At 54.9% G+C, this 25,884-nt stretch carries 23 protein-coding genes, 3 tRNA genes, 1 other RNA gene and 1 pseudogene; 2 read left to right on the top strand and 26 right to left on the bottom strand.

Features of this window, described 5'->3' with window-relative positions:
* Window positions 1-19: 19 nt before the first annotated feature.
* The 15 genes from JEM67_RS07120 to cydA all read right to left on the bottom strand — a co-directional run bounded on the left by JEM67_RS07120 (window position 20) and on the right by cydA (window position 9,617).
* Window positions 20-141, bottom strand: a non-coding RNA gene (locus JEM67_RS07120) — RtT sRNA.
* 14 nt (window positions 142-155) lie between these two features.
* Window positions 156-231: transfer RNA gene (locus JEM67_RS07115), tRNA-Lys, on the bottom strand.
* 7 nt (window positions 232-238) lie between these two features.
* Window positions 239-314, bottom strand: a tRNA-Val gene (locus tag JEM67_RS07110).
* Between the two features lie 32 nt (window positions 315-346).
* Window positions 347-422 (bottom strand) — tRNA-Lys (locus JEM67_RS07105).
* 178 nt (window positions 423-600) lie between these two features.
* Window positions 601-1,398: a cell division protein CpoB gene (gene cpoB / locus JEM67_RS07100; protein ID WP_013811932.1), complete on the bottom strand. Its 798-nt coding sequence runs from the start codon at window positions 1,396-1,398 to the stop codon at window positions 601-603.
* Between the two features lie 9 nt (window positions 1,399-1,407).
* The gene (pal, locus tag JEM67_RS07095; RefSeq protein WP_013811931.1) at window positions 1,408-1,923 is read right to left on the bottom strand and encodes a peptidoglycan-associated lipoprotein Pal; all 516 of its coding nucleotides are present in this window, start codon (window positions 1,921-1,923) and stop codon (window positions 1,408-1,410) included.
* Window positions 1,924-1,967: 44 nt separating this feature from the next.
* Window positions 1,968-3,260, bottom strand: a complete 1,293-nt coding sequence (gene tolB, locus JEM67_RS07090; protein ID WP_004949773.1) for a Tol-Pal system beta propeller repeat protein TolB — start codon at window positions 3,258-3,260, stop codon at window positions 1,968-1,970.
* A gap of 135 nt (window positions 3,261-3,395) precedes the next feature.
* The gene (tolA, locus tag JEM67_RS07085) at window positions 3,396-4,730 is read right to left on the bottom strand and encodes a cell envelope integrity protein TolA (protein WP_199635481.1); all 1,335 of its coding nucleotides are present in this window, start codon (window positions 4,728-4,730) and stop codon (window positions 3,396-3,398) included.
* A gap of 81 nt (window positions 4,731-4,811) precedes the next feature.
* Entirely contained in the window at window positions 4,812-5,240 is a 429-nt protein-coding gene (tolR, locus tag JEM67_RS07080) for a colicin uptake protein TolR (protein WP_013811929.1), read from the bottom strand.
* A 12-nt stretch (window positions 5,241-5,252) separates the two neighbouring features.
* Window positions 5,253-5,936: a Tol-Pal system protein TolQ gene (gene tolQ / locus JEM67_RS07075; protein ID WP_006324117.1), complete on the bottom strand. Its 684-nt coding sequence runs from the start codon at window positions 5,934-5,936 to the stop codon at window positions 5,253-5,255.
* Complete coding sequence (ybgC, locus tag JEM67_RS07070; RefSeq protein ID WP_013811928.1) at window positions 5,933-6,337, bottom strand: tol-pal system-associated acyl-CoA thioesterase; 405 nt, start codon at window positions 6,335-6,337, stop codon at window positions 5,933-5,935. Before ybgC ends, tolQ begins: the two co-directional genes overlap by 4 nt.
* A gap of 130 nt (window positions 6,338-6,467) precedes the next feature.
* Window positions 6,468-6,764: a cyd operon protein YbgE gene (gene ybgE, locus JEM67_RS07065; protein WP_013811927.1), complete on the bottom strand. Its 297-nt coding sequence runs from the start codon at window positions 6,762-6,764 to the stop codon at window positions 6,468-6,470.
* Window positions 6,764-6,877: a cytochrome bd-I oxidase subunit CydX gene (gene cydX, locus JEM67_RS07060; protein ID WP_004949761.1), complete on the bottom strand. Its 114-nt coding sequence runs from the start codon at window positions 6,875-6,877 to the stop codon at window positions 6,764-6,766. The genes ybgE and cydX overlap by 1 nt, the downstream gene beginning before the upstream one ends.
* Before the next feature lie 17 nt (window positions 6,878-6,894).
* Window positions 6,895-8,034 (bottom strand): cytochrome d ubiquinol oxidase subunit II, encoded by a 1,140-nt coding sequence (gene cydB, locus JEM67_RS07055; RefSeq protein ID WP_199635482.1) that lies wholly within the window; start codon window positions 8,032-8,034, stop codon window positions 6,895-6,897.
* Window positions 8,035-8,048: 14 nt separating this feature from the next.
* Window positions 8,049-9,617: a cytochrome ubiquinol oxidase subunit I gene (gene cydA, locus JEM67_RS07050; RefSeq protein WP_199635483.1), complete on the bottom strand. Its 1,569-nt coding sequence runs from the start codon at window positions 9,615-9,617 to the stop codon at window positions 8,049-8,051.
* A 684-nt stretch (window positions 9,618-10,301) separates the two neighbouring features.
* On the opposite strand from cydA, the gene JEM67_RS07045 reads away from it, so the two are divergent.
* Window positions 10,302-12,200: a bifunctional metallophosphatase/5'-nucleotidase gene (locus JEM67_RS07045; protein WP_199635484.1), complete on the top strand. Its 1,899-nt coding sequence runs from the start codon at window positions 10,302-10,304 to the stop codon at window positions 12,198-12,200.
* Between the two features lie 63 nt (window positions 12,201-12,263).
* Here the strand turns inward: JEM67_RS07045 and sucD are convergent, their stop codons facing one another.
* The 8 genes from sucD to sdhC form a co-directional block, all read right to left on the bottom strand.
* A complete protein-coding gene (sucD, locus tag JEM67_RS07040; RefSeq protein ID WP_004949757.1) occupies window positions 12,264-13,136 on the bottom strand; it encodes a succinate--CoA ligase subunit alpha in 873 nt (290 codons plus the stop codon).
* Window positions 13,136-14,302 (bottom strand): ADP-forming succinate--CoA ligase subunit beta, encoded by a 1,167-nt coding sequence (gene sucC / locus JEM67_RS07035; protein WP_004949756.1) that lies wholly within the window; start codon window positions 14,300-14,302, stop codon window positions 13,136-13,138. The genes sucD and sucC overlap by 1 nt, the downstream gene beginning before the upstream one ends.
* Before the next feature lie 117 nt (window positions 14,303-14,419).
* Window positions 14,420-15,640, bottom strand: a complete 1,221-nt coding sequence (gene odhB, locus JEM67_RS07030; protein ID WP_199635485.1) for a 2-oxoglutarate dehydrogenase complex dihydrolipoyllysine-residue succinyltransferase — start codon at window positions 15,638-15,640, stop codon at window positions 14,420-14,422.
* Window positions 15,641-15,658: 18 nt separating this feature from the next.
* Window positions 15,659-18,466, bottom strand: a complete 2,808-nt coding sequence (sucA, locus tag JEM67_RS07025) for a 2-oxoglutarate dehydrogenase E1 component (protein ID WP_199635573.1) — start codon at window positions 18,464-18,466, stop codon at window positions 15,659-15,661.
* A 276-nt stretch (window positions 18,467-18,742) separates the two neighbouring features.
* Window positions 18,743-19,459 (bottom strand): succinate dehydrogenase iron-sulfur subunit, encoded by a 717-nt coding sequence (locus JEM67_RS07020; protein ID WP_199635486.1) that lies wholly within the window; start codon window positions 19,457-19,459, stop codon window positions 18,743-18,745.
* 16 nt (window positions 19,460-19,475) lie between these two features.
* On the bottom strand, window positions 19,476-21,242 hold the full coding sequence (sdhA, locus tag JEM67_RS07015; RefSeq protein WP_199635487.1) for a succinate dehydrogenase flavoprotein subunit: 1,767 nt from the start codon (window positions 21,240-21,242) through the stop codon (window positions 19,476-19,478).
* Window positions 21,243-21,590, bottom strand: a complete 348-nt coding sequence (gene sdhD, locus JEM67_RS07010) for a succinate dehydrogenase membrane anchor subunit (RefSeq protein WP_004949748.1) — start codon at window positions 21,588-21,590, stop codon at window positions 21,243-21,245. It abuts the gene before it with no gap.
* Entirely contained in the window at window positions 21,584-21,973 is a 390-nt protein-coding gene (gene sdhC / locus JEM67_RS07005) for a succinate dehydrogenase cytochrome b556 subunit (RefSeq protein ID WP_004949747.1), read from the bottom strand. Before sdhC ends, sdhD begins: the two co-directional genes overlap by 7 nt.
* A gap of 734 nt (window positions 21,974-22,707) precedes the next feature.
* On the opposite strand from sdhC, the gene JEM67_RS07000 reads away from it, so the two are divergent.
* Window positions 22,708-24,000: a citrate synthase gene (locus JEM67_RS07000; RefSeq protein WP_004949745.1), complete on the top strand. Its 1,293-nt coding sequence runs from the start codon at window positions 22,708-22,710 to the stop codon at window positions 23,998-24,000.
* A gap of 59 nt (window positions 24,001-24,059) precedes the next feature.
* On the opposite strand, the gene nei is transcribed toward JEM67_RS07000, so the two are convergent.
* The 3 genes and pseudogenes from nei to JEM67_RS06985 all read right to left on the bottom strand — a co-directional run.
* Window positions 24,060-24,851: an endonuclease VIII gene (gene nei, locus JEM67_RS06995; RefSeq protein WP_199635488.1), complete on the bottom strand. Its 792-nt coding sequence runs from the start codon at window positions 24,849-24,851 to the stop codon at window positions 24,060-24,062.
* Window positions 24,852-24,915: 64 nt separating this feature from the next.
* The gene (gene pcp / locus JEM67_RS06990) at window positions 24,916-25,560 is read right to left on the bottom strand and encodes a pyroglutamyl-peptidase I (protein WP_199635489.1); all 645 of its coding nucleotides are present in this window, start codon (window positions 25,558-25,560) and stop codon (window positions 24,916-24,918) included.
* Between the two features lie 8 nt (window positions 25,561-25,568).
* Window positions 25,569-25,855, bottom strand: a pseudogene (locus tag JEM67_RS06985) (5-oxoproline transporter, DUF979 family subunit); the annotation flags it as partial.
* Window positions 25,856-25,884 lie beyond the last annotated feature (29 nt).

Below are 25,884 nucleotides of genomic sequence, written 5' to 3'. Positions count from 1 at the left end.
CGGAAAAACAACTCTGAAATGGTGGGTCGTGCGGGATTATTCGGCTTTTAGCCTCACCCTTCGGGCCATCACTTCGTGATGTTGTCTCGCTTTGCGAGACTCGAACCTTTACGGTTCTCACCCTTACGATTCCACATCGTAATCACATCTAAAAATGGTGGGTCGTGCGGGATTCGAACCTGCGACCAATTGATTAAAAGTCAACTGCTCTACCAACTGAGCTAACGACCCACAGCAGTGGTGGGTGATGACGGGCTCGAACCGCCGACCCCCTCCGTGTAAAGGAGATGCTCTACCAACTGAGCTAATCACCCACTAGTGTGGTTACTGCTACTACTTCAGGAATTGGTGGGTCGTGCGGGATTCGAACCTGCGACCAATTGATTAAAAGTCAACTGCTCTACCAACTGAGCTAACGACCCAATTTCCTAGCTGCTTTAACATCTTGCAAGTTGTCTTGGCAACGGCGGCATATATTACTAATTTATCTTGGCAGCGCAACTTAAATTTTAAAACAAGTGGTTCAACTGCTTGTTCTTCACACGAATGAGCCCAGAAAGCGGTCAGATAGACTAATTTCTGGGCTCATTTTTTTGCTGACTAACCGGCAACGCGACTTTTCGCCTGTTTGGCCGCAGCACTGGTTGGGTATTGTTTAATCACCTGCTGGAACACGGCTTTGGCTTTATCGGCCTGCCCTTTTTCCTGCATGATGATACCCACCTTGTACATTGCGTCCGGCGCCTTAGGTGATTTTGCGTAATTCTTCACCACGACGGCAAAATAGTAGGCCGCATCGTCTTTCTTACCCTTGTTGTAGAACAACTGCCCCAGCCAATAATTGGCGTTGGGCTGGTAAGTAGACTTTGGGTACTGTTTTACGAAGGTCTGAAAAGCGGAGATCGCCTGATCATACTGTTTTTTTTCCAGCGCCAATGAAACAGCGGCGTTGTAGTCGCTGTTTTCATCACCCGTACTGGCCGGTGCTGCTGAGGCGCCCGCAGGCGCGCTGTCAGCGCCGTCGGTGGAGGCAGCCGCTGCTGCCCCACCTGCGGCACCCGCAGCGGCTGCAGAGCTCTGAGCACCGCCCTGGCTGATGCTATCCATCTGTTGATAGATCTGCTTTTGGCGTTCAACAACCTGATTCAGTTGATATTGGCTTTCCTGGATTTGCCCGCGGAGAGAGTCAATATCGCGCTGGTTGTCAGAGAGTTGTTGCTGGAGTTGGTTTAAAAGCTGGCCCTGAGCATTGGAGATACGCTCAAGTGAAGTGACACGGTCTTCGACCGAGCCGGAGCCGACATTACTGATTGGCGCTTGGGCAGTAGCGGCCCATGGGACCGCTACGCCAACCAGTAACGACAGACTCAACAAGTGACGTCTGAAGTTACTGTTCATGCGATTCTCTTAGTAAACCAGAACTGCGCGACGGTTTTTAGCATAAGCTGCTTCGTCGTGGCCCAGTACTGCTGGTTTTTCTTTACCGTAAGAAACGATAGAGATCTGGTCAGCTGAAACGCCTTTGCCTTGCAGGTACATTTTAACTGCGTTAGCACGACGCTCGCCCAGAGCGATGTTGTATTCCGGCGTGCCGCGTTCGTCCGCGTGGCCTTCAACGGTCACTTTGTAAGACGGGTTGTTACGCAGGAATGCAGAGTGTGCGTCCAGCATCTGAGCGAACTCGGAGCTCACGTCATACTTGTCCAGGCCGAAGTAAACAATGTTGTTCTTCTGCAGTTCTTGCATCTGCAGACGAGCTTGTTCTTCAGAAGACAGGTTGCTGCTGCCGTTTTCTGTACCAGTGCCAGCGCCAGCGCCCAGACCAGATTGGTCGTTGTTTGCGCTTTTGTTAGAACTACAAGCCGCTACAGCCAGAACTGGCAGTGCCAGCAGAAGCCCTTTCAGCACTTTGTTCAGTTGCATTTCTTTGATCCTTTTATAGTTTGCCATACATATTTACACATGCATCACAGATACGGCGACCAGGCAGGGAATTTGACCTGTCCATCAGTTGCCGGAAGACGCGCTTTGAAACGCCCATCAGTCGATACCAGTTGCAGCACGGAGCCCATACCTTGCGTGGAGCTATAGATCACCATGGTGCCATTTGGCGCAATACTAGGCGTTTCGTCCAGGAACGTGCCGGTTAAAACTTGAACGGCTCCCGATCCAAGATCTTGTTTGGCGATATGCTGAGCGCCGCTATTGGAGCTCACCATCACCAGGAATTTACCATCAGAGCTGACTTCAGAATCCTGATTCTGAGAGCCTTCCCATGTCAGACGCTGTGACGCACCGCCACTGGCACTGACTTTATAAATCTGCGGTCTGCCGCCCTGATCGGAGGTATATGCCAGAGACTGGCCATCCGGGAACCAGGTCGGTTCGGTATTGTTGCTGCGCCCGTCGGTGATTTGCGTGATCTGGCCAGAGCCGAGATTCATCACGTACAGGTTCAGGCTGCCGCTTTTAGACAGCGCGAAGGCCAGACGGCTGCCGTCCGGTGAGAACGCCGGAGCACCGTTGTGACGCGGGAACGAAGCGATCTGACGGATAGCGCCATTAGCCAGGGTCTGTACGACCAGCGCAGAACGGCCGCTTTCAAAGGTCACGTACGCCAGTTTGCTGCCATCCGGCGACCAGGCAGGGGACATCAACGGCTCCGGTGAACGGTGCACCACAAACTGGTTGTAACCGTCGTAATCCGCTACGCGCAGCTCGTACGGGAATTTCCCGCCGTTGGTCTGCACTACGTAAGCGATGCGAGTACGGAACGCGCCCTTGATACCGGTCAGCTTCTCGAACACTTCATCACTGGCGGTGTGTGCAGAATAACGTAACCATTGTTTGGTCACTTTATACTGGTTTTGCGCCAATACGGTGCCCGGTGAACCTGAAGTGTCCACCAGCTGATAGGAGATCAGGTAGCCGCCGTCTGCACCAGGTTGCACCTGGCCGACCACGACCGCGTCAATGCCCAATGCAGTCCAGGCCGCCGGCGTCACTTCAGACGCGGAGGTCGGTTGCTGCGGCATGCGCGCCACGTCAATAGGGTTGAATTTGCCGCTATTGCGCAAATCTGCGCCGACAATCTTGCCAATGTCTTCCGGAGGCGTGCCTGGGCCTGCCCATTTAAACGGTACCACACCAATCGGACGAGCAGAGTCGACCCCTTGGGTGATTTCGATGCGAACTTCCGCGTGAAGAACGGACGCCCACAGTATTAAAAAACCTAACGCTACTCGAAATGCCTGCTTCATCTCATCTCCCTTATCCAGGCGGAATGCCTGCGATAAATTAGCAGAATTTTAACAAACCAACGCAAACAAAACTACATAATCCCTGTTGGTTACCTTAGTACATCCCTGCGATATGACTTAGTCAATCAACCGTTATTATGGTTTGAATACAAGGGGAGCATTCTTAAACACCTCATACACAGCCTGGCTAGGTGGTTTCGGGATCTTCGCCTGCTTCGCTGCGGCTATCGCCGCCTGACACAGAGCCGGATCACCCCCTTCAGCTTTAACATCAATCAACAGGCCATCCGGTGCCAGCTTAATACGCAGGTTACAGGTCTTACCGGCGAACGAGCTGGCATCATAAAACTTGCTCTCGATCGCGCCCTTAATCTGCCCCAAATAACCATTAATATCCGCCCCACTGGCCCCCGCAGTCTTGGCATTGCCCTGACCGGCAGGTTTACCGTCGCCCTTCGACTTAGCGCCGCCAGACTTGGCGCCGCCACCTTTCGGTGCGTTCTTACCGTCCGCCAGGTCGCCAAACAGACTGTTCACATCGGAAGACTGCTCAGCAGCTTCGGCAGCCGCCTTCTTCTTGGCATCCGCTGCGGCTTTCTTGGCTGCGGCCTTCTCGGCAGCAGCCGCTTTTTTCTCAGCCTCTGCGGCCGCTTTCTTCTCGGCGTCAGCAGCTGCCTTTTTCTCGGCTTTCTCGGCTTCTGCTGCAGCTTTCTTCTCAGCTTCCGCTGCGGCTTTCTTCTCGGCGTCAGCAGCCGCTTTTTTCTCTGCGGCTTCAGTCGCTTTTTGCTCAGCGGCAGCCGCTTTCTTCGCTTCTTCCGCCTGTTTCTTGGCGGCAGCGGCGGCGGCGGCTTCTTTCTTGGCTTCAGCTTCCGCTTTCTTCTGCGCGTCCGCTTGTGCCTTGGCAACTTTATCCGCTTCAGCCTTAGCCTTGGCGGCGGCCGCTTCCGCTACTTTCTGTTGTTCTTTGGCTTTCTCCGCAGCCTTCTCGACCACTTTTTGCTGTTCAGCGGCCTGCTTTTCTTGCTCGGCGGCCTGTTTCTGCTGTTCTGCCGCTTGCTTTTGCTGCTCTGCGGCCTGCTTTTGCTGTTCAGCCTGTTCTTTCGCGTCCTGCGCCGCTTTTTCCTGCGCGGTCAAACGCTCTTTCTCCAGCTCTTTCAGGCGCTGTTGTTCCGCCGCCTGCTTCTGCTGAAGTTCTTCGGCCTGTTGCTCCGCTTTTTTCTGGCGCTGCTTTTCAGCACGCTGCGCGTCGTTACTCTGCTGTTGCTGGCGGTTGTACTGCTCCACCACTGCCCCAGGATCGACCATCACTGCACCGACAACCGAACCCTCGCCGCCACCGCCGGCGCTGTCCATGTTGACGTTTTCTTGCAGCGATCCCCAAATCAGCAGGGCAATCAATATGAAGTGCAGAACGACCGAAACAATAACGGCGCGGTTCAGCTTATCGTTTTGCTCAGTTGCCTTTACCAAAATAGATTCCCAAAAACTGGTGTTGCTTATACGGGGTTCCTGCGCCTGAGCACAAGAACCGGGTTGCCTCCAACCTTAGGGTCAGATTGGCTGGGTCATCAGCCCCACGGAAGCGACGCCCGCCTGATGGAGAATATTCAATGCCTTGATAATCTCATCGTAGGGTACTTCCTTCGCCCCGCCGATCAAAAAGACCGTCTTCGGGTTAGCCGCTAAACGCGACTTGGCTTCGGCTGCAACCTGCTCCGGCGGCAACAACTCCATGCGGTTGTGATCCACCACCAACGTATATTGACCGACACCGGAAACCTCGAGGATCACCGGCGGGTTATCGTCACTGGACACCGCCTTGGAATCGGTGGCGTCCGGCAGGGAGACCTCAACGCTCTGGGTGATGATCGGCGCGGTTGCCATAAAGATCAGCAACAGCACCAGCAACACGTCGAGCAACGGAACTATGTTAATTTCGGACTTCAGCTCTCGCCGATTGCGTCCACGAACTCTCGCCATGCTACCTCCTACTTATTTGCTGTCGCTGGAGAAGGCCTGACGATGCAGAATAGCGGTGAACTCTTCCATAAAGTTGTCGTAATTCTGCTCAAGCTTGTTGACGCGCTGGTTGAGGCGGTTATAGGCCATAACGGCCGGGATAGCGGCGAACAAACCGATGGCGGTTGCGATCAGTGCTTCGGCGATACCCGGTGCTACCATTTGCAGCGTGGCCTGTTTCACCGCACCCAGTGCGATAAAGGCGTGCATAATCCCCCACACGGTGCCGAACAAACCGATATACGGACTGATCGACCCCACGGTGCCGAGGAAAGGAATGTGGTTTTCCAGCGTTTCCAGCTCGCGGTTCATCGAGATGCGCATAGCGCGTGACGCGCCTTCGATCACCGATTCCGGCGCATGGTTGTTAGCGCGGTGCAAGCGAGCGAATTCTTTGAAACCAGAATGGAAAATTTGTTCGGAGCCGGTCAGGCTATCGCGACGTGCCTGGCTTTCCTGATACAGACGGGAAAGTTCAATACCGGACCAGAATTTGTCTTCAAAGGCCTCGGCGTCACGCGTGGCCGCATTAAGGATGCGGGTGCGCTGAATGATGATCGCCCAGGAGGCCACCGAGAAGCATATCAAAATCAACATGATAAGCTTAACCAGCAGGCTTGCCTTCAAGAATAAATCTAGGATGTTCATCTCATTCACTGCTTAAACTCCGCGACAATAGACTTAGGAAGCGCTATCGGCTTCATTTGGTGTGGATCAATGCATGCAATCAACACATCGGCCTGACTCAAAAGAGTTCCGTCAGAATTGACAATACGTTGAGCAAACGTGAGAGAAGCCCCGCGCATTGAGGTGATTTCACTCTGTACTTCCAGCTGTTCATCGAGACGAGCCGGAACCAGATAATCCACCGTCATGCGCCGGACTACGAAAGCGATATGTTCACTGAGTAGCTGCTGTTGATGAAAGTTGTGGTGACGCAGCATCTCGGTGCGCGCTCTTTCAAAAAAGGCGACATAGCGGGCGTGATAGACCACACCACTGGCATCGGTATCCTCGTAGTAAACGCGAACCGGCCATCGAAACAACGTATTACTCACTCTACTTCCCAGCAATGCAATTTAACGGTGCTACTATACGCAAGACGGATCGGGTTGGGAATGGGTTACAAGAAGGGAACGAAAATAATTATGGGCCGGAACGGCCCATAACACGGGGATATAACAGAGATTATAAAGAAACGTAAAGTAATCCTGCGGCCAAGATCACAATTGCCGGAAGTGGCGCAAAAAAAGCGCGCCATAACGAACGCTGTGGCCGAAACCCAACGCCGTGAATCATGCCGGTGCACACCGCCCAAATAAGCAGCAGGCCTTCCCAAATCTCCAGCGAGCTGGTCTTCGCCGCAAAGCGGGTCGGATCCCAGAAAATACAGCCCGCCAAAATCAACGCCAATGCCAGTGAAAGGGCCCGAACCGGGCCCTTGTCGGTCACGGCGTACAGCTTGTCGGTTAATGACGAACTCATCACTTACCGTCTTGCTGTGCTTTTGAATCTTCGTGATGCTCAAGCGCCAGCGCCGTGATGATGCCGAAGGCGCAGGCAAGAAGCGTTCCGAGAATCCAGGCAAAATACCACATGGTTTAGCTCCTTATCCTTAATACAGCGAATGCTTGTTGTTCTCGATGAAGTTCTTGTCGAGACGGCCAAACATTTTGTAGTACGACCAACTGGTGTACGCCAGAACGATAGGCACGAAGATCGCCGCAACAACGGTCATCACTTCTAGCGTAAACAGGCTGGACGTCGCGTCCCACATGGTCAGGCTAACGTTAGGCACGGTGCTCGATGGCATCACGAACGGGAACATGGTTACCCCGGCAGTCAGAATCACACAGGCAATGGTCAGTGACGAAGACACAAAGGCCAACGCGTCTTTCTGCAAGCGCGAGAACAGCGCGGTGAACAATGGCAGCACTACGCCCAACGCAGGCAGCGCCCACAGCGCCGGGTACTTGTTGAAGTTAATCAACCAGGCACCCGCCTGATGCGCCACTTCTTTACGCATCGGATTAGACTCCGCCATAGTATTCAGCGCCGAGGTAATCACATACCCATCGATGCCTTTCACCAGCCATACGCCGCCCAGCAGGAAGCATACCGCCATCACCAGCGTGGAGATCTGCGCCGCAGCGCGTGCGCGCAGGTGGATCTCGCCGGAGGTACGCATCTGCAGATAAGTTGCCCCTTGCGTCACCAGCATGGTCAGGCTGACCACACCCGCCAACAGGCCGAACGGGTTCAGCAGTTGGAAGAAGTTGCCGGTGTAGAACAGACGCATGTATTCGTCCATGTGGAACGGCACGCCCTGCAACAGGTTGCCGAACGCCACGCCGAACACCACGGCCGGCACAAAGCTGCCGATGAAAATGCCCCAGTCCCACATGTTGCGCCAGCGGCTGTTTTCCAGCTTCGAACGGTAGTCAAAACCGACCGGGCGGAAGAACAAGGCTGACAGCACCAGGATCATCGCGACATAGAAACCGGAGAACGCCGCCGCGTAGACCATCGGCCAGGCGGCGAACAGCGCGCCACCTGCGGTGATCAGCCACACCTGATTACCGTCCCAGTGCGGAGCGATAGAGTTGATCATCACCCGGCGCTCAGTATCGGTTTTGCCGATAATGCGCAGCAGGATGCCGACGCCCATGTCGAAACCGTCGGTGACGGCGAAACCGATCAGCAGTACGCCAATCAGAGCCCACCAGATAAATCGCAGTACTTCATAGTCAAACATACGTGGACTCCTGTTTAGCGCGCTTCCTGCACGGCGGCAGTCGGTTGTTCAAAGTGGTAGCGGCCAGTTTTCAGGCTGCTTGGACCCAGACGCGCAAATTTGAACATCAGGTACATCTCAGCCACCAGGAACAGGGTGTACAAGCCGCAAATCAGCCCCATCGAGAACAGAATGTCGCCCGCAGTCAGTGAAGAGTTGGCGACAGCCGTCGGCAGCACCTCACCGATCGCCCAAGGTTGACGACCGTATTCAGCCACAAACCAGCCGGCTTCGATCGCAATCCAAGGCAGCGGCAAGCCATACAGCGCCGCGCGATGCAGCCATTTTCTCTGACCGATGCGCCCGCGAATCACGCTCCAGAACGACAGACCGATGATAAACAGCATCAGCACACCACAGGCCACCATGATGCGGAAGGCGAAGTACAGCGGCGCCACGCGTGGGATGGAGTCTTTGGTCGCTTGCTGGATCTGCGCTTCCGTCGCGTCGGTGACGTTCGAGGTATAACGCTTCAGCAACAGACCGTAGCCCAGATCCTGCTTGGCTTTGTTGAACTCGGCGCGCACGGCCGGATCGGTATTACCACCACGCAGCTCTTCGAGCAGTTGGTAAGCTTTCATGCCGTTGCGGATACGCACTTCATGCTGCGCCATCAGATCTTTCAGGCCGGTGACCTGGGTGTCCGTTGAGCGAGTCGCAATCAGCCCGAGCGCGTAAGGGATTTGAATCGCGTAGGAGTTTTCCATTTTATCCTGATTCGGGATCCCGAACAGGGTAAAGGCGGCCGGAGCCGGTTGGGTTTCCCACTCGGCTTCGATAGCGGCCAGCTTGGTTTTCTGCACGTCGCCCATTTCGTAACCGGATTCATCACCCAGCACGATAACGGACAGTACGGCAGCCATACCGAAACTGGCGGCAATGGCGAAGGAGCGCTTGGCGAAGGCGACATCGCGGCCTTTCAACAGGTAGTAAGAGCTGATACCCAGAACAAACATCGCGCCACAGGTGTAGCCGGCAGCCACGGTGTGCACAAACTTCACCTGCGCAACCGGGTTGAGCACCAACTCGGAGAAGCTGAGCATCTCCATGCGCATGGTTTCGAAGTTGAAGTCAGAGGCGATCGGGTTCTGCATCCAGCCGTTGGCAACCAGGATCCACAGTGCGGAGAAGTTCGAGCCCAGCGCCACAAGCCAGGTTACCGCCATGTGCTGCACTTTGCTCAGACGATCCCAGCCGAAGAAGAACAGCCCGACCAGCGTCGATTCAAGGAAGAACGCCATCAGACCTTCGATGGCCAGCGGGGCCCCGAAAATATCACCGACGTAATGGGAGAAATATGACCAGTTGGTCCCGAACTGGAACTCCATGGTCAAACCGGTGGCCACACCCAGAGCAAAGTTAATCGCAAATAACTTGCCCCAGAATTTGGTCATATCTTTATAGATTTGTTTGCCAGACAGTACATATACCGTTTCCATAATTGCCAGCAAAAACGCCATGCCTAGCGTTAATGGGACAAATAAGAAATGGTACATCGCCGTTAAAGCAAACTGTAAGCGCGACAGTTCGACAATATCAAACATCTTGACTCCTTGCTCCTCGCAGGAAGACTCCGACATGCGGTTATCGGCAATACTTCTTTCGAAGACACCGGTAACGCCCCGCAGTGAATGCCCTTAAAAACAACAAATTTGATCCAGCTTCTCCGCTTTCAACCGCACACTCACCGCAAGGCCACGCGGGCCAACGTCAAGCACACCACTGAAAACCGACAACGGGTAACAAATGCAACAAGATCAACCATCCATAATCACAACATGGATGATACTCGCCCAATCCCACACAATAAATAGGTTTTTGCGTGATGTGGGTTAGACTTTGGGTTACAGGTCAAATCCTGGCCAAAAGAGGGACTCTGGGCTAATTTGATCTGAAACAATTTAAGCCTATCTCAGTATTATTTCCATATTCATCAGCACATTTCTCATAATTTTCTTAGGGTCATGTTGCGTAATGGTTTAATTGTTTTTTAATGATATTTTTGTGTTAAATAAATGTAATTTAAAAGCAGTGCCATTGTATTATTACGCGCTTATTATGCGACATAATTAACTTTTTATTTCCAATAATCGAACACAGTGATTTCAGTCACAAAAGCAAAAAAACTCTCTCCAATATTAGTCTATTTTTAGCTATTTGATCGTAAAGGTTGCATTTTTGTAGCAAAATAGAATCTTGTATAAAAAATCTTTGGCCTACAATAACTTATGAAAAAAATTCTTTTTGCCTCTGTTCTTGGACTCTCAGGGAGCGCCGTCGCCGCGGAAACGGTGAACATTACGTTGCTGGGCACCTCTGACCTGCACGGCACCTTCGTGCCCTGGGACTACGCCAGCGATACCGAAAACCTGGCAGGCAGCCTGAGCCAGATCGCCACTCAGATTAAAAAACTGCGTACCGAACAACCCAACCTGATCCTGGTTGACGCCGGCGACACCATTCAGGGCAATTTTGTCGAAACCTTCAAACATGAGGCCATCAGCCCGATGATGCTGGGCTTTAACGCGCTCAAGTACGACGTCTGGGTGGTGGGCAACCACGAGTTCGATTTCGGCCTGCCGGTGCTGGCGACGCCACTCAAGCAGTTTGAAGGCACCGCGCTGGCGGGCAATATTTTCTGGGATAACGGCAAGCCGTTCCTGCCGGCGTACAAAATTATCGAACGCCAGGGCGTTAAAATCGGCATTATCGGCATGGATACGCCAATGACCGCCGAGTTTGCCAAAGGCACCGATCGCACCAAAGGGCTGAACTTTACCGACCCTGTGCAAGCGGTGAAGAACGTAATCAGCGAGATTGACGGCCAGGTCGACGCCATCGTTCTGGTGGCGCATATGGGTATCGATAACGAAAACCAGCGGCCAGGCACCGGCGTGGCCGACATTGCCAACGCCAACCCGCAACTGGCCGCGATCGTTGCCGGGCATATGCATGTAAAAATCGACAAGGCGGTGGTCAACGGCGTCATTATTACCGAGCCGGATAAATATGGCCGTGCGCTATCGCGCATCGATCTGCAGTTTGAACGGCGCGACGGCAAGTTCGCCCTGATCAATAAAGACAGTTTTACCTACCCGATTAAGGGCATCACACCCGACAGCGGCATGCTGGCCCTCTACCAGCCGTATCACGATATTCTGCGCGCCAATGCCAATCGGGTGGTAGCGACGCTGACCGGCAGCGATCTGGTGCCGGCCGACGAGATCAAGGGTATTCCGCAAGTGCATATTCAGGATACCGGCATCAGCGCCCTGTTCCAGCAAGCCGCCCGTTATTACGCACCGCAGGCGCAGGTGATCGCCCTGCAAATCGATAATGACTCCGCCAAACTCGATGTCGGTGAAATCAAGGCCAAGGATATCGCGTTTAACTATCAATACGCCGGCGGTGAAATCACCGTTTATCAGCTTAACGGCAAAGCGTTAAAACAGTATATGGAATGGTCCGCCGGTTACTTTAACCAGCTTAAGCCGGGTGATGTTACCTACAGCTTTAACCCGGCGCGTCGCTCCTCCAAATACTCCACCAACGACTTTTTCGACGGCGTCACCTACAGCATCGATCTGCGCCAACCCGCCGGTTCGCGCATTACCGATTTACGCCTAGCCGATGGCACCCCGGTTACCGACGAGATGCCGATTCGCCTGGGCATGAACAGCTATCGCATGGGGCATCTGACGCAAAAAGGCGGTGCGCTGGAGGGGCAATCCTTCCCGGTGCTGTCCGACAGCAAGGCGCAATACGGCGAGGAGGAAGGCACCATCCGCAATCTCACCCTGCGTTATCTGACGGAAGTGAAAAAAGGACAATATCAAGGGCTGCCGCAGCAGCGCTGGAAACTGGTGGGCATGGAAGGCTATGAACCCCAGCGGGCGATCGTCAAAAGTCTGTTAAATCAAGGCATCATCCGCGTCCCCACCACCGATGACGGCCGTTATACCAACGTGGCATCAATCAACGTCAAAGACGCATTATTCAGTGACGCCGCCGACTATAACTCCGCCCTCTCCTCGCTCGAAAAGCAACGGGGAACCAGCAACGACGCAATGCAAAAACAACGTCTGCAGGATCGCATCGCGCTGATCAAGGCGCTCAACAGCTTCTGACCCCTTTCCATAAAAAAGGCCACCCAAAAGGGTGGCCAATCATGTCGAGAGACTATTACCGTATCAGCGGTTCAATACCGCTTTTACCGCTTCACCGATGTCAGCCAGGCTGCGTACGGTTTTAACCCCGGCTGCTTCCAGCGCTGCGAATTTTTCGTCCGCAGTGCCTTTGCCGCCGGCGATGATGGCGCCTGCGTGGCCCATACGTTTGCCTTTCGGCGCAGTAACGCCGGCAATGTAGCCAACAACCGGCTTGGTGACGTGTTCTTTGATGTAAGCTGCAGCTTCTTCTTCCGCGCTACCGCCGATCTCGCCGATCATCACAATCGCTTCAGTCTGCGGATCTTCCTGGAACATTTTCAGGATATCGATGAAGTTGGAGCCTGGGATCGGGTCGCCGCCGATGCCCACACAGGTAGACTGGCCCAGACCGGTATCGGTGGTTTGCTTAACCGCTTCATAAGTCAGGGTGCCAGAGCGGGAAACGATGCCCACTTTGCCCGGCAGGTGGATGTGCCCTGGCATGATGCCGATTTTGCACTCGCCCGGAGTGATAACGCCTGGGCAGTTCGGGCCAATCATGCGCACGCCGGCTTCATCCAGCTTCACTTTCACGGTCAGCATATCCAGCGTCGGGATGCCTTCGGTGATGGTGATGATCAGTTTGATACCTGCATCGATAGCTTCCAGAATGGAATCTTTGCAGAACGGCGCCGGTACGTAGATCACGGACGCAGTAGCGCCAGTAGCTTCGACCGCTTCACGCACGGTGTTGAACACCGGCAGACCCAGGTGTTGAGTGCCGCCTTTGCCCGGCGTAACGCCACCGACCATTTTAGTGCCGTAAGCGATAGCCTGCTCGGAGTGGAAGGTCCCCTGGCTACCGGTGAAGCCCTGGCAAATTACTTTGGTGTTCTTATCGATTAAAATGGACATTATTTACCCTCCACTGCCGCAACAACTTGCTGAGCCGCATCAGTCAGGCTGGTCGCAGCAATGATATTCAGACCGCTGTCCGCCAGTTTCTTGGCGCCCAGTTCGGCATTGTTCCCTTCCAGACGCACGACCACAGGGACGTTAACGCCCACTTCGGCGACTGCGCCAATGATGCCGTCGGCGATCAGATCGCAGCGTACGATACCACCGAAAATGTTAACCAGAACCGCTTTCACCTTGTCGTCAGACAGGATGATTTTGAACGCTTCAGTCACGCGCTCTTTGGTCGCGCCGCCGCCTACGTCGAGGAAGTTGGCCGGTTCGCCGCCGTGCAGTTTAACGATGTCCATGGTACCCATCGCCAGACCCGCGCCGTTAACCATGCAACCGATGTTGCCGTCGAGAGCAACGTAGTTCAGCTCCCACTGTGCAGCACGGGATTCACGCTCGTCTTCCTGAGAAGGGTCACGCATTTCACGCAGTTCAGACTGGCGGAACAGTGCGTTGCCGTCGGCACCCAGTTTGCCGTCCAGGCAGATCAGATCGCCCTGCTTGGTGACTACCAGCGGGTTGATCTCAACCATCGCCAGGTCGCGCTCCAGGAACAAGGTTGCCAAACCCATGAAGATCTTGGCGAACTGACCGACTTGCTTGCCGGTCAGACCCAGTTTGAAGGCCAACTCACGGCCCTGGTAAGGCTGTGGACCTGCCAGTGGGTCGATGGTCATTTTGTGGATCAGTTCCGGGGTTTCTTCCGCAACTTTTTCAATCTCAACGCCACCTTCGGTGGATGCCATAAACACCACGCGACGGCTTGCACGGTCAACTACCGCACCCAGATACAGTTCTTTATCGATGTCGGTCGCCGCTTCTACCAGGATCTGGTGAACCGGTTGACCCAGCGCGTCAGTCTGGTAGGTCACCAGACGCTTGCCCAGCCAGGCTTCAGCGAAAGCACGGATGTCTTCTTTGCTGTTAACCACTTTAACGCCGCCAGCTTTACCGCGACCGCCAGCATGAACCTGACATTTTACCACCCACGGGCCGGAGCCGATTTTGGATGCGGCTTCTTCTGCTTCACGCGGTGTGGTACAGGCGTAACCGGTTGGTGCCGGCATGCCATACCGAGCAAACAGCTGTTTTGCCTGATATTCGTGTAAATTCATGATGTTCTATCCATTCAGTTCTGAAGGTTTTAGCCGAGCCATTTTGGCGGAAAACCGCATGACTTTTGTCGGCCACATAGCACAGAGTGTGGGCGCGGCGTACCGCGCCCATCAGGGTTATACGTCCAGCAGCAGACGAGCCGGATCTTCCAGCATCTCTTTCACCGTCACCAGGTAACCAACGGACTCTTTGCCGTCGATCAGGCGGTGATCGTAAGAAAGTGCCAGATACATCATTGGCTGGATCACAACCTGGCCATTCACCGCCATTGGGCGATCTTTAATGGCGTGCATGCCCAGGATCGCGCTCTGCGGTGGGTTGATGATCGGGGTAGACATCAGTGAACCAAATACGCCGCCGTTGGTAATGGTGAAGTTACCGCCGGTCAGTTCTTCCACGGTCAATTTGCCGTCACGGCCTTTGACCGCCAGCTCTTTGATTTTCTTCTCGATGTCCGCCATGCTCATGCTGTCTACATCGCGCAGTACCGGGGTCACCAGGCCGCGTGGGGTAGATACCGCAATGCTGATATCGAAATAGTTGTGGTAGACCACATCAGTACCATCAATGGAAGCGTTCACTTCCGGGAAGCGTTTCAGCGCTTCAACCACCGCCTTGATGTAGAAGGACATGAAGCCCAGACGTACACCGTGGCGTTTTTCAAAAGCTTCACCGTACTGCTTGCGCAGGTCCATGATCGGCTGCATGTTGATTTCATTGAAGGTAGTCAGCATCGCAGTGCTGTTCTTCGCTTCCAACAGACGCTCAGCCACGCGCTTGCGCAGACGGGTCATCGGCACGCGTTTTTCGCTGCGGTTGCTCAGGGCAGGCTGCGGTGCGGCTTCAACTACGGCTGCGGCCGGCTTGTCGGCTTTCTTGCCGTTAGCCAGATGCGCTTCCACGTCTTCGCGAGTGATACGGCCACCCACGCCGCTGCCTTTGATGGCTGCAGCGTCGAGATCGTGTTCCGCAATCAGACGGCGGATCGCCGGGCTGAGTGCATCGTTGCTCTCTTCTTCCAGGCTGGCGGTTGCGCGCTGTGCCGGAGTGGCTTCTTTAGCCTGGCTTTTCTCTTCGGTCGGCTTGCCAGAGCTATCGCCCGGGCGAATACGGCCGAGGATCTGGCGAGAAAGCACGGTTGCGCCCTCTTCTTCCACGATCGCATCAAGAATACCTGCTTCGCTGGCCGGCACTTCCAACACAACTTTGTCAGTTTCGATTTCAACCAGAACTTCGTCACGCTGGACGCTGTCGCCTGGTTTCTTGTGCCAGGTGGCTACGGTCGCATCGGCAACCGATTCAGGAAGGTCAGGAACCAGAATATCTACGCTACTCATTTAGCTTTCCCTTAATCTTTATTCAATATTCAGCGCGTCATTAACCAGAGCCTGTTGCTGCTTCTGGTGTACGGACATATAACCGACCGCCGGAGAGGCGGAGGCTGGACGTCCGGCGTAACGTAAAGAAGCCCCGAACGGCACGACTTCACGGAAATTGTGTTGGCTGCAGTACCAGGCGCCCTGGTTCAGCGGCTCTTCCTGACACCAGACGAAATCATGCACGTGAGCATACTTATCCAGCACAGCCTGAACGGCCTGGTGCGGGAACGGATACAGCTGCTCGATACGTACGATAGCCACGTCTTTCTGGTCATTCTTGCGACGCTGTTCCAGCAAATCGTAATAGACCTTACCGGAACACATCACCACGCGTTTGACCGCTTTCGGATCCAGCTCGTCGATCTCGCCGATAGCCGGCAGGAAGGTGCCGTTAGCCAGTTCTTCCAGAGAAGAAATCGCCAGCGGGTGGCGCAGCAGGGATTTCGGTGACATCACCACCAACGGACGGCGCATACCGCGCAGCGCCTGACGACGCAGCATATGGTAAACCTGTGCCGGGGTGGACGGGATGCACACCTGCATATTCTGTTCTGCACACAGCTGCAGGTAACGCTCCAGACGCGCGGAGGAGTGCTCCGGACCCTGGCCTTCGTAACCGTGCGGCAGCAGCATCACCAGGCCACACATGCGGCCCCATTTCTGCTCGCCGGAGCTGATGAACTGGTCGATCACGACCTGAGCGCCGTTGGCGAAGTCACCGAACTGCGCTTCCCAGATGGTCAGGGTGCGCGGTTCCGCAGTGGCGTAGCCGTATTCGAACGCCAGCACCGCTTCTTCAGACAGCACGGAGTCCCAGACTTTAAACTCGCCCTGCCCACTGTGCACATTCGCCAGCGGAACGTAGACCGAACCGTTTTTCTGGTTATGCACCACAGCATGACGGTGGAAGAAGGTCCCGCGCCCGGCATCTTCACCGGAAATGCGAATCGGGATGCCTTCATCGACCATAGTGGCGTAGGCCAGCGTTTCAGCCGCCCCCCAGTCGAACGCTTTGTTGCCTGCGGCCATCTCTGCACGGTCACCGTAGATTTTCGCTACGCGCGACTGCATTTCGATCGCTTCCGGTACGGTGCTGATGCGACGAGCCAGTTCCTGCAGACGCTTCATCTCAACCTTGCTTGGGTACTCTTCGTCCCACTCATGGTTCAGGTACGGCGACCAGGTAAAGGAATGCAGATTCATCGGACGCCATTCTTCAACCACGCAATCGCCACGATCGAGCGCATCGCGATACAGGTTGACCATTTCCGTGGCATCTTCCAGGCTCGCGACTTTCTGTTCGGTAAGAACGTCAGCATAAAGCTTGCGCGGCGTCGGGTGTTTTTTGATCTTCTGGTACATCACCGGCTGGGTTGCACTTGGCTCGTCGGCCTCGTTATGCCCATGACGACGGTAGCAGACCAGATCGATCATCACATCGCGTTTGAAGGTGTTGCGGAAATCCAACGCCAGACGGGTAACAAACGCCACCGCTTCCGGATCGTCAGCATTGACGTGGAAGATCGGTGACTGCACCATTTTGGCGATATCGGTACAGTATTGGGTCGAGCGTGCATCCAGCGGGTTGGAGGTGGTGAAACCAACCTGGTTGTTGATGACGATACGCACCGTGCCGCCCACTTCGTAACCGCGAGCCTGCGACATGTTCAGCGTTTCCTGAACCACGCCCTGGCCGGTAATGGCGGCGTCACCGTGGATGGTGATTGGCAGCACCATGTTGCTGCGCGCTTCGTCCAGACGATCGCGGCGGGCACGTACGGAGCCCATAACCACCGGGCTGACGATCTCCAGGTGCGACGGGTTGAACGCCAGCGCCAGGTGAACCATGCCGCCTTCGGTTTCGACGTCGGAGGAGAAGCCCTGGTGATATTTTACGTCACCGGTACCGAGGTGTTCTTTATGCTTGCCGGCAAACTCGTCGAACAGGTCGGCGGGCTTTTTACCCAGCACGTTGATCAACACGTTCAGACGGCCGCGGTGGGCCATACCCAGCACCACTTCGCGCGTGCCGTTCTTGCCGGCATGGCGAACCATCTCTTTCAGCATTGGCACCAGCGCATCGCCGCCTTCCAGAGAGAAGCGTTTCGCTCCCGGGAATTTAGCGCCGAGATAGCGTTCCAGACCTTCCGCTGCGGTCAGCTCGTTCAGGAAACGGCGTTTCTCTTCGTTAGTAAAGCTGGCGCGCCCCGCTACCGATTCGATGCGCTGTTGGATCCAGCGTTTCTCTTCGGTATTGGTGATATGCATGTATTCCGCACCGATCGAACCGCAGTAAGTCTGCTTCAGCGCAGCATACAGGTCGCCCAACTTCATGGTTTCTTTGCCGATGGCAAAAGAACCCACGTTGAAGGTTTCCTGGAAGTCGGCGTCGGTCAGATTGTGGTAAGCGGGATCGAGGTCAGCAACGGTCTCCTGCTGCCACAAGCCGAGCGGATCGAGGTTGGCATGCTGATGTCCGCGGAAACGGAAGGCGTTGATCAGCTGCAGTACCTTGACCTGTTTGGCGTCGGTGTCTGGATCGTTGATGGTGGTATTGTAACGCGCAGAGTCTTTCGCCAGGCGGCGGAAGTAGTCACGCGTTTGAGAGTGAAGCTGATCGGGTTTAACACCCGCGGTTGGTAGCTGTTGAAAAATGGAACGCCAGCTATCTTCAACGGAGCCCGGATCGGTTAAGAAGTCTTCATAGAGCTGTTCTATGTAAGACTGGTTCGCGCCCGCCAGATAGGAGGAATCCAGCCAGGCCTTCATTGCGCCGTTCTGCATCATGATCCCTTAAGCTTTGAAGCTTTAGTTTTCGCCGTGGTTAACATAATTACCGTGATGGATACGGTTTGCCGTAGAAACGGTTCACTCGACATATCTTATGACCCTAATAAGGCCTGATACGTTTTGTTATGGACCTTGCGGTCCCTTACAAGGAACCTCTAAAAACCGGCGGACGAACCAGACTGCATAGCGCCGCAGCCGCGGGTCAGTTTTTAGAGGCTCCCTCCTTTGCGATGTGCGCCGGAACCTGCCCGGCGCAGCATCTCATTGCGCTTATGCGCCGCGTTGCAGCAGCATAGACTTGATATGACCGATCGCACGCGTCGGGTTCAAGCCTTTAGGGCATACACTGACACAATTCATAATGCTATGGCAGCGGAAAACACTGAAAGCGTCGTCCAGATCGTCTAAACGTTCTTGTGTTTCCGTGTCACGGCTGTCGATCAGGAAGCGGTACGCCGCCAACAGGCCAGCCGGGCCGATAAACTTGTCAGGATTCCACCAGAATGACGGGCAAGAGGTCGAACAACAAGCGCATAAAATGCACTCGTACAGACCATCCAACTTGGCACGCTCTTCCGGTGATTGCAGGTGCTCACGCGCCGGCGGGTTCTTGCCGTCGTTCTGCAGGAAAGGCTTGATCTTTTCATACTGGGTGTAGAACTGGCCCATATCAACCACCAGATCCCGCACTACTGGCAAGCCCGGCAGCGGACGGATCACAATCTTGTTTTTGCCTTTGCGCAACGCCGAGATTGGGGTGATGCATGCCAGGCCGTTCTTGCCGTTCATGTTCAGGCCATCGGAACCGCACACGCCTTCACGGCACGAACGGCGGAACGACAGGGTCGGATCTTTCTCTTTCAACTGGATTAACGCATCCAGCAGCATCATGTCCCGGCCTTCTTCCGCTTCCAGGGTGTAATCCTGCATATGCGGAGCATCATCGACATCCGGGTTATAGCGATATATTGAGAATTCGAGTTTCATCAATCGATCTCCGCGATCAGTAAGAACGCACTTTCGGTGGAAATGCCGGGCGCAGCTTCGGTTGCATGTTCACTTCACGACGCGTCATGCTTTCCGATTGCGGCTGATACAGCGAATGGCACAGCCAATTGGCGTCATCGCGTTCCGGGAAATCGAAGCGGCTGTGCGCTCCACGGCTCTCGGTACGGAAGTTGGCCGACACGGCGGTGGAAAACGCAGTCTCCATCAGGTTATCCAACTCCAGGCATTCGATGCGCTGGGTGTTGAATTCGCTGGAGGTATCGTCCAGGCGCGCGTTCTTCAGACGTCCACGGATCTCTTTCAACTCTTCCAGCCCTTTCGCCATGGCATCACCTTCACGGAATACCGAGAAGTTGTGCTGCATACAGGCTTGCAGCGCCTTGCGAATTTCGACCGGATCCTCACCCGAACGGGTGTTGTTCCAGCGGTTCAGACGCTCCAGCGACGCATCCACATCCGATTCACTGGCATCACGGCTCTCGCCCTGCTCCGCCAGAGATTCCTGTAAATGCATACCGGCAGCACGACCGAACACCACCAGATCCAGCAGCGAATTGCCGCCCAGACGGTTGGCGCCGTGTACCGATACGCAAGCGATTTCGCCCACGGCAAACAGGCCCGGGATCACCACATCTTCGCCTTTCTCGTTCACGGTCAGTGCCTGGCCGGTCACCTTGGTCGGAATGCCGCCCATCATGTAGTGGCAGGTCGGGATCACCGGGATCGGCTCTTTCACCGGATCGACGTGTGCGAAAGTGCGCGACAGTTCCAGAATGCCCGGCAGGCGGGATTCCAGAACGTCTTTACCCAGGTGATCCAGCTTCAGCTTGACGTGTGGACCCCACGGACCGTCACAGCCGCGGCCTTCGCGGATTTCAATCATGATCGAACGGGCGACCACATCACGGCCCGCCAGATCTTTGGCGTTCGGCGCATAGCGCTCCATGAAACGCTCGCCGTGTTTGTTCAGCAGGTAACCGCCTTCACCACGACAACCTTCAGTCACCAATACCCCAGCGCCGGCGATGCCGGTCGGGTGGAACTGCCACATTTCCATGTCCTGCACCGGCACGCCGGCACGCAGCGCCATGCCGACACCGTCACCGGTGTTGATGTGTGCGTTAGTGGTGGACTGGTAAATACGGCCTGCACCGCCGGTCGCCAGCACGGTAGCTTTGGCTTTGAAGTACACGACTTCACCGGTTTCGATACAGATAGCCGTGGTGCCCACCACCGCGCCATCCTGGTTTTTCACCAGATCCAGCGCATACCACTCGGAGAAAATGGTGGTATGGTTTTTCAGATTCTGTTGATACAGGGTGTGCAACAGTGCGTGACCGGTACGGTCGGCCGCCGCCGCGGTGCGTGCCGCCTGCTCGCCACCAAAGTTCAGCGACTGGCCGCCGAACGGGCGCTGATAGATGCGGCCTTCATCCGTACGGGAGAACGGCAGCCCCATGTGCTCCAGCTCCAGAACCGCTTCCGGACCGGTTTTACACATATATTCGATGGCGTCCTGGTCACCGATATAATCGGAACCTTTCACCGTGTCATACATATGCCATTCCCAGTTATCTTCGTGGTTATTACCCAGGGCTACGGTAATGCCGCCCTGTGCAGACACAGTATGGGAACGGGTCGGAAATACTTTGGATATCAGGGCGCATGTGGACCCCGCTTGAGAAATCTGCAGTGCCGCACGCATACCTGCGCCGCCAGCACCGATAACTACAGCATCAAACTCTCTGACCGGCAGTTTCATTTACACACCCCACACTACGATTGTTCCGTACAGTAAATAGACCAGCAACACGACAACGATCGCCAGTTGCAACACCAGACGCACTGCCAGCGGTTTGACGTAGTCCGTCAGCACCTGCCACAAACCGACCCAGGCGTGAACCAGAATCGACAGCAGCGTCAGCAGCGTGAACACTTTCGTAATAGAGGTGGCGAAGAAGCCGCGCCAGATTTCATAGGTGAGATCCGGAGCCGTAACGAAGAAGCCCAGGATATACAGCACGTACAGGGTGATGACGATAGCGGAAGCACGCAGTAACAACCAGTCGTGTACGCCGTTGCGCCCTAATGCAGAAACATTGTTTACCATACGAGGACTCCAGCCAGAACTGACAGCACGACGGTCAGACCGATCGCCACCTGGGCGGAACGGGTACCGGCGGCTAAACTCTCTTCGATATAGCCAAAATCCATTAACAAGTGACGGATGCCACCGCAAATGTGATAGGCCAACGCAGTGAGGATGCCCCAGAATATGAATTTGACAACGAAGCTATTCATGATGGCAGCAGCCTGCATGAAACCCTCTTGGGAAGAGAGAGACAGGCCCAGCAGCCAGAGGAGGATACCCACGGCAACGAAGGTAATTACGCCAGAGACTCGGTGTAAGATGGACGCTATCGCAGTTACGGGAAACTGAATCGTTTGCAGATCCAGGTTGACAGGTCTTTGTTTTTTCACGTTTTTGCCCACACAGCTCTTATTATTTTCCTTCCTCCGGCCTGGGCGGGGATCAGACAGCGTTAAGAGCCAAAACCCTTACACGTCACACGCTTAAACCTCAACATCCTCTGAGCTTAAACGGTGCGCATTTATAACGCTGGGTGCTCCTACTTCAGGGTAATCCGGAGACCTGGCGGCAGTATAGGAGGATCACATTCTGATTACAATTCCCATACAATCTGTTTGGTAACATTTCCCCCGAACAGTGATTTACATCACGGATTTCACAATTAGCACAAAATTAATTATCTGATTTGACAAGAGATCAACATTTCCATTACATATAGGGGCACAAACGGCCCTATGATGCGCTATAGGTCAGCGGATACACTTCCCCCAGTGTTCAAGATATGCAACAGTGTATTTGGCAGAACCTATCCCAATAGCCGTTTTTGCCGGTCATGCTTGCAACAAATCACCGCAGGTAAAAGCAAATAAGGCAGATAAAACAGCTTATTGGGATAGGTTCATAAAACCCCCGAACACGTCGTAGGTACGATTAACAGAATATAACGAATTCCGATGAATCGTTAACAACTGGTCACCCGCCTCGTTCGCCTGGTTAGCACTCTGTACCCTACCCGCGCAATTGCGCAGTCGCTCACAGAGTTAGCGTCCGCTCCATTTTTTGCGGGCAACCTGCGGAGAATTAAGGTATTTCAGTTGTTAGAGGTTTTTAAAATAAGGCGCTAAGGAGACAGTAAATGACTGATAAGAAAGCGACGCTAACCATTAACGATGGTGAAGCTCCGATCGAACTGGGCGTATTATCCCCGACACTGGGCCCCGATGTCCTTGATGTCCGCGCTCTGGGCTCCAAAGGTTATTTCACATTTGATCCCGGCTTTACTTCTACCGCTTCCTGCGAATCCAAAATCACCTTTATCGACGGTGACAAAGGCGTGCTGCTGCACCGAGGTTTCCCGATCGAACAGCTGGCGAAAGAGTCTTCCTACCTGGAAGTGTGCTACATCCTGCTGTACGGCGAGACCCCGACCGCAGAAGAATTCGAAACCTTCAAAACCACCGTAACCCGTCACACCATGATCCACGACCAGATTACCCATCTGTTCCGTGGCTTCCGTCGCGACTCGCACCCTATGGCGGTGCTGTGCGGCGTGACCGGTGCGTTGGCGGCGTTCTACCACGACGCGCTGGATGTGAACAACGAGCGCCACCGCGAGATCACCGCGTTCCGCCTGTTGTCAAAAATGCCTACCGTGGCGGCGATGTGTTACAAATATTCCCTGGGCCAGCCGTTCGTTTACCCACGTAACGATCTGTCCTACGCCGGCAACTTCCTGCACATGATGTTCGCTACCCCGTGTGAAGAATACGTGGTGAACCCAGTGCTGGAACGCGCAATGGATCGCATCCTGATCCTGCACGCCGACCACGAGCAAAACGCCTCCACTTCTACAGTACGTACCGCAGGTTCTTCAGGCGCTAACCCGTTTGCCTGTATTGCGGCCGGTATCGCCTCCCTGTGGGGACCGGCGCACGGCGGTGCCAACGAAGCCGCACTGAAGATGCTCGAAGAGATCAAAACCGTTGAGCACATCCCAGAGTTCATCAAGCGCGCGAAAGACAAGAACGATTCGTTCCGTCTGATGGGCTTCGGCCACCGCGTGTACAAGAACTACGATCCGCGCGCTACCGTGATGCGTGAAACCTGTCACGAAGTGCTGAAAGAACTGAACAAGAAGGACGACAACCTGTTGGAAGTGGCGATGGAGCTGGAACACATCGCGCTGAACGATCCGTACTTCATCGAGAAGAAACTGTACCCGAACGTCGACTTCTACTCAGGCATCATCCTGAAAGCAATGGGTATCCCTTCTTCCATGTTCACCGTTATTTTTGCCATCGCCCGTACCATCGGCTGGATTGCACACTGGAACGAAATGCATGACGAAGGCATCAAAATTGCCCGTCCGCGTCAGCTGTATACCGGCTATGCCGAACGTGATTTCAAATCCCAGCTGAAAAACAAATAACGCCGCTTTACCCTACATAAAGCCGCACAGCGCCGCCCGATTGGGCGGCGTTTTTTTTGCTACTTTTGGCAACCGGGGCACCAATAAAACGGCCGTGACGACAGTTGGGTTCTGACAATCATCGCGCCACAGCGCTCACAAGGCTCACCGCTGCGGTGGAAAACCTTAAAGCTGAACAATGCGCCATGATGACGATTCTCATCCACCTGCCCGCGCGTCTGGTAAGACAGGCGAGGCACCGCCAGCAGAGCCTGAGCCAGCCGCTGCAGCGTTTCCGGCGTCAGGTCCTGTGGCCGGTGCTGTGGCGCCAGCTCCGCCTGCCAGAGAATTTCAGCACGCAGGTAGTTGCCCAACCCGGCGAGAAACCCCTGATCGAGCAGCATGCCACCCAATTGTCGACGGCGAAACGCCGGCGACAGCAGCCGTTGTGCCACCATTGCCACCGTCAGCGACATATCCAGCACATCGGGACCAATGCGTTGCAAGAACGGGTGCAGCTCAATCTCTTCGCGCGGGCCCAGGGTGATCTCCGAGGCGCTGTACAATAAAATCGCCTGCTGCGCCGTTTCCAGCCGCACGCGCAAGTCGCGCTTGGTATCCGGCGCTTCTCCCGCTTTTACCACTTTCCACACACCATACAGCTGGTTGTGGCTGTACATCGTCAACCCGTTAGAAAAGTGGGTCAGCAGCGCCTTGCCGCGTGGCTCGATAGCAATGATACGTTCACCGATTAACCGATCGCGGTAATGTTTAAGCTGGGGAAAAGCAAACGCGACCTCGGTCAGCGGTTGATCGATCACCGCTGTAGCCAGCGCATCCGCCGCCCGGCGAATTTCCGGTCCTTCCGGCATATTGCAACTCCTGAATTAACCGGGCTGCCGCAGCGGACACCCCGGTGAAAAACATCTGTTTTTGTTAATGCGTCGCACCGCCCACCACTTTCAGATCGTGCTCTATCTGCAATGCGACAGAGATCGCCAACTCCAGAGCGAACAGCACCGTCTGGGACGCCATGCTGGGCGCACCAGGATGCGCCGCCGCCTGCTCCGGCAAGTACGGGATATGGATAAACCCGCCCTTCACCTCAGGCTGGCCGCTCAAACGGTGCAGCAGGCCATACATCACGTGGTTGCAGACGTAGGTCCCGGCGGTTTGCGATATCGAAGCGGGTATGCCGGCTTCACGCATCGAGTTAGCCATCGCCTTTATCGGCAAAGTGCTGAAATAGGCTGCCGGCCCGGTTTCAAGGATCGGTTCGTCGATCGGCTGCCGACCCTGATTATCAGGAATGCGCGCATCATCAACGTTGATCGCTACCCGCTCTATAGTGATATCGGTGCGTCCTCCGGCCTGGCCGATGGCCAGTACCATCACCGGTTTCACCTCATCAATCGCCGCGTTCAGCACCTCAACCGCTACGCCAAACACACAGGGCAGCTGGCGCGCAATAATGCGCGTGCCAACAAATTCCCTGTCGTTCAGTTGCTTTACCACTTCCCACGAAGGATTAACTCGTTCTCCGCCAAAGGGCTCAAAGCCCGTAATCAATACCTTTTGCATGAGTTCTCCTACAGGAACATCAGGAAATAAAGCAGGAACACGTTCACCAACAGCAACAGCACCCCGGGCGGCACCTGCGCCTTGATCACCGCATTCTTGTCCGGCAATGCCAGCAATGCCGCCGGTACAATAGTAAAGTTAGCAGCCATTGGCGCCGTCAGCGTGCCGCAATAACCGGAAAACATACCGATTGCCGCCATGAGCCATGTTACGACACCAGGTTCGGGATACCGATACTGACGGTGACGAGCAGGGAGGCGGAGAAAGCATTCCCCATCGCCATGGTCAGCACTGCCCGATACACCAGGCTGCGGCTCGGAATCC

It is taken from the genome of Serratia sp. PAMC26656, assembly GCF_016469055.2.
Lineage (GTDB): Bacteria > Pseudomonadota > Gammaproteobacteria > Enterobacterales > Enterobacteriaceae > Serratia > Serratia plymuthica.
Note: the sequence above shows the minus strand (reverse complement) of the source record. Positions and strands in the feature narration are given on the sequence as shown.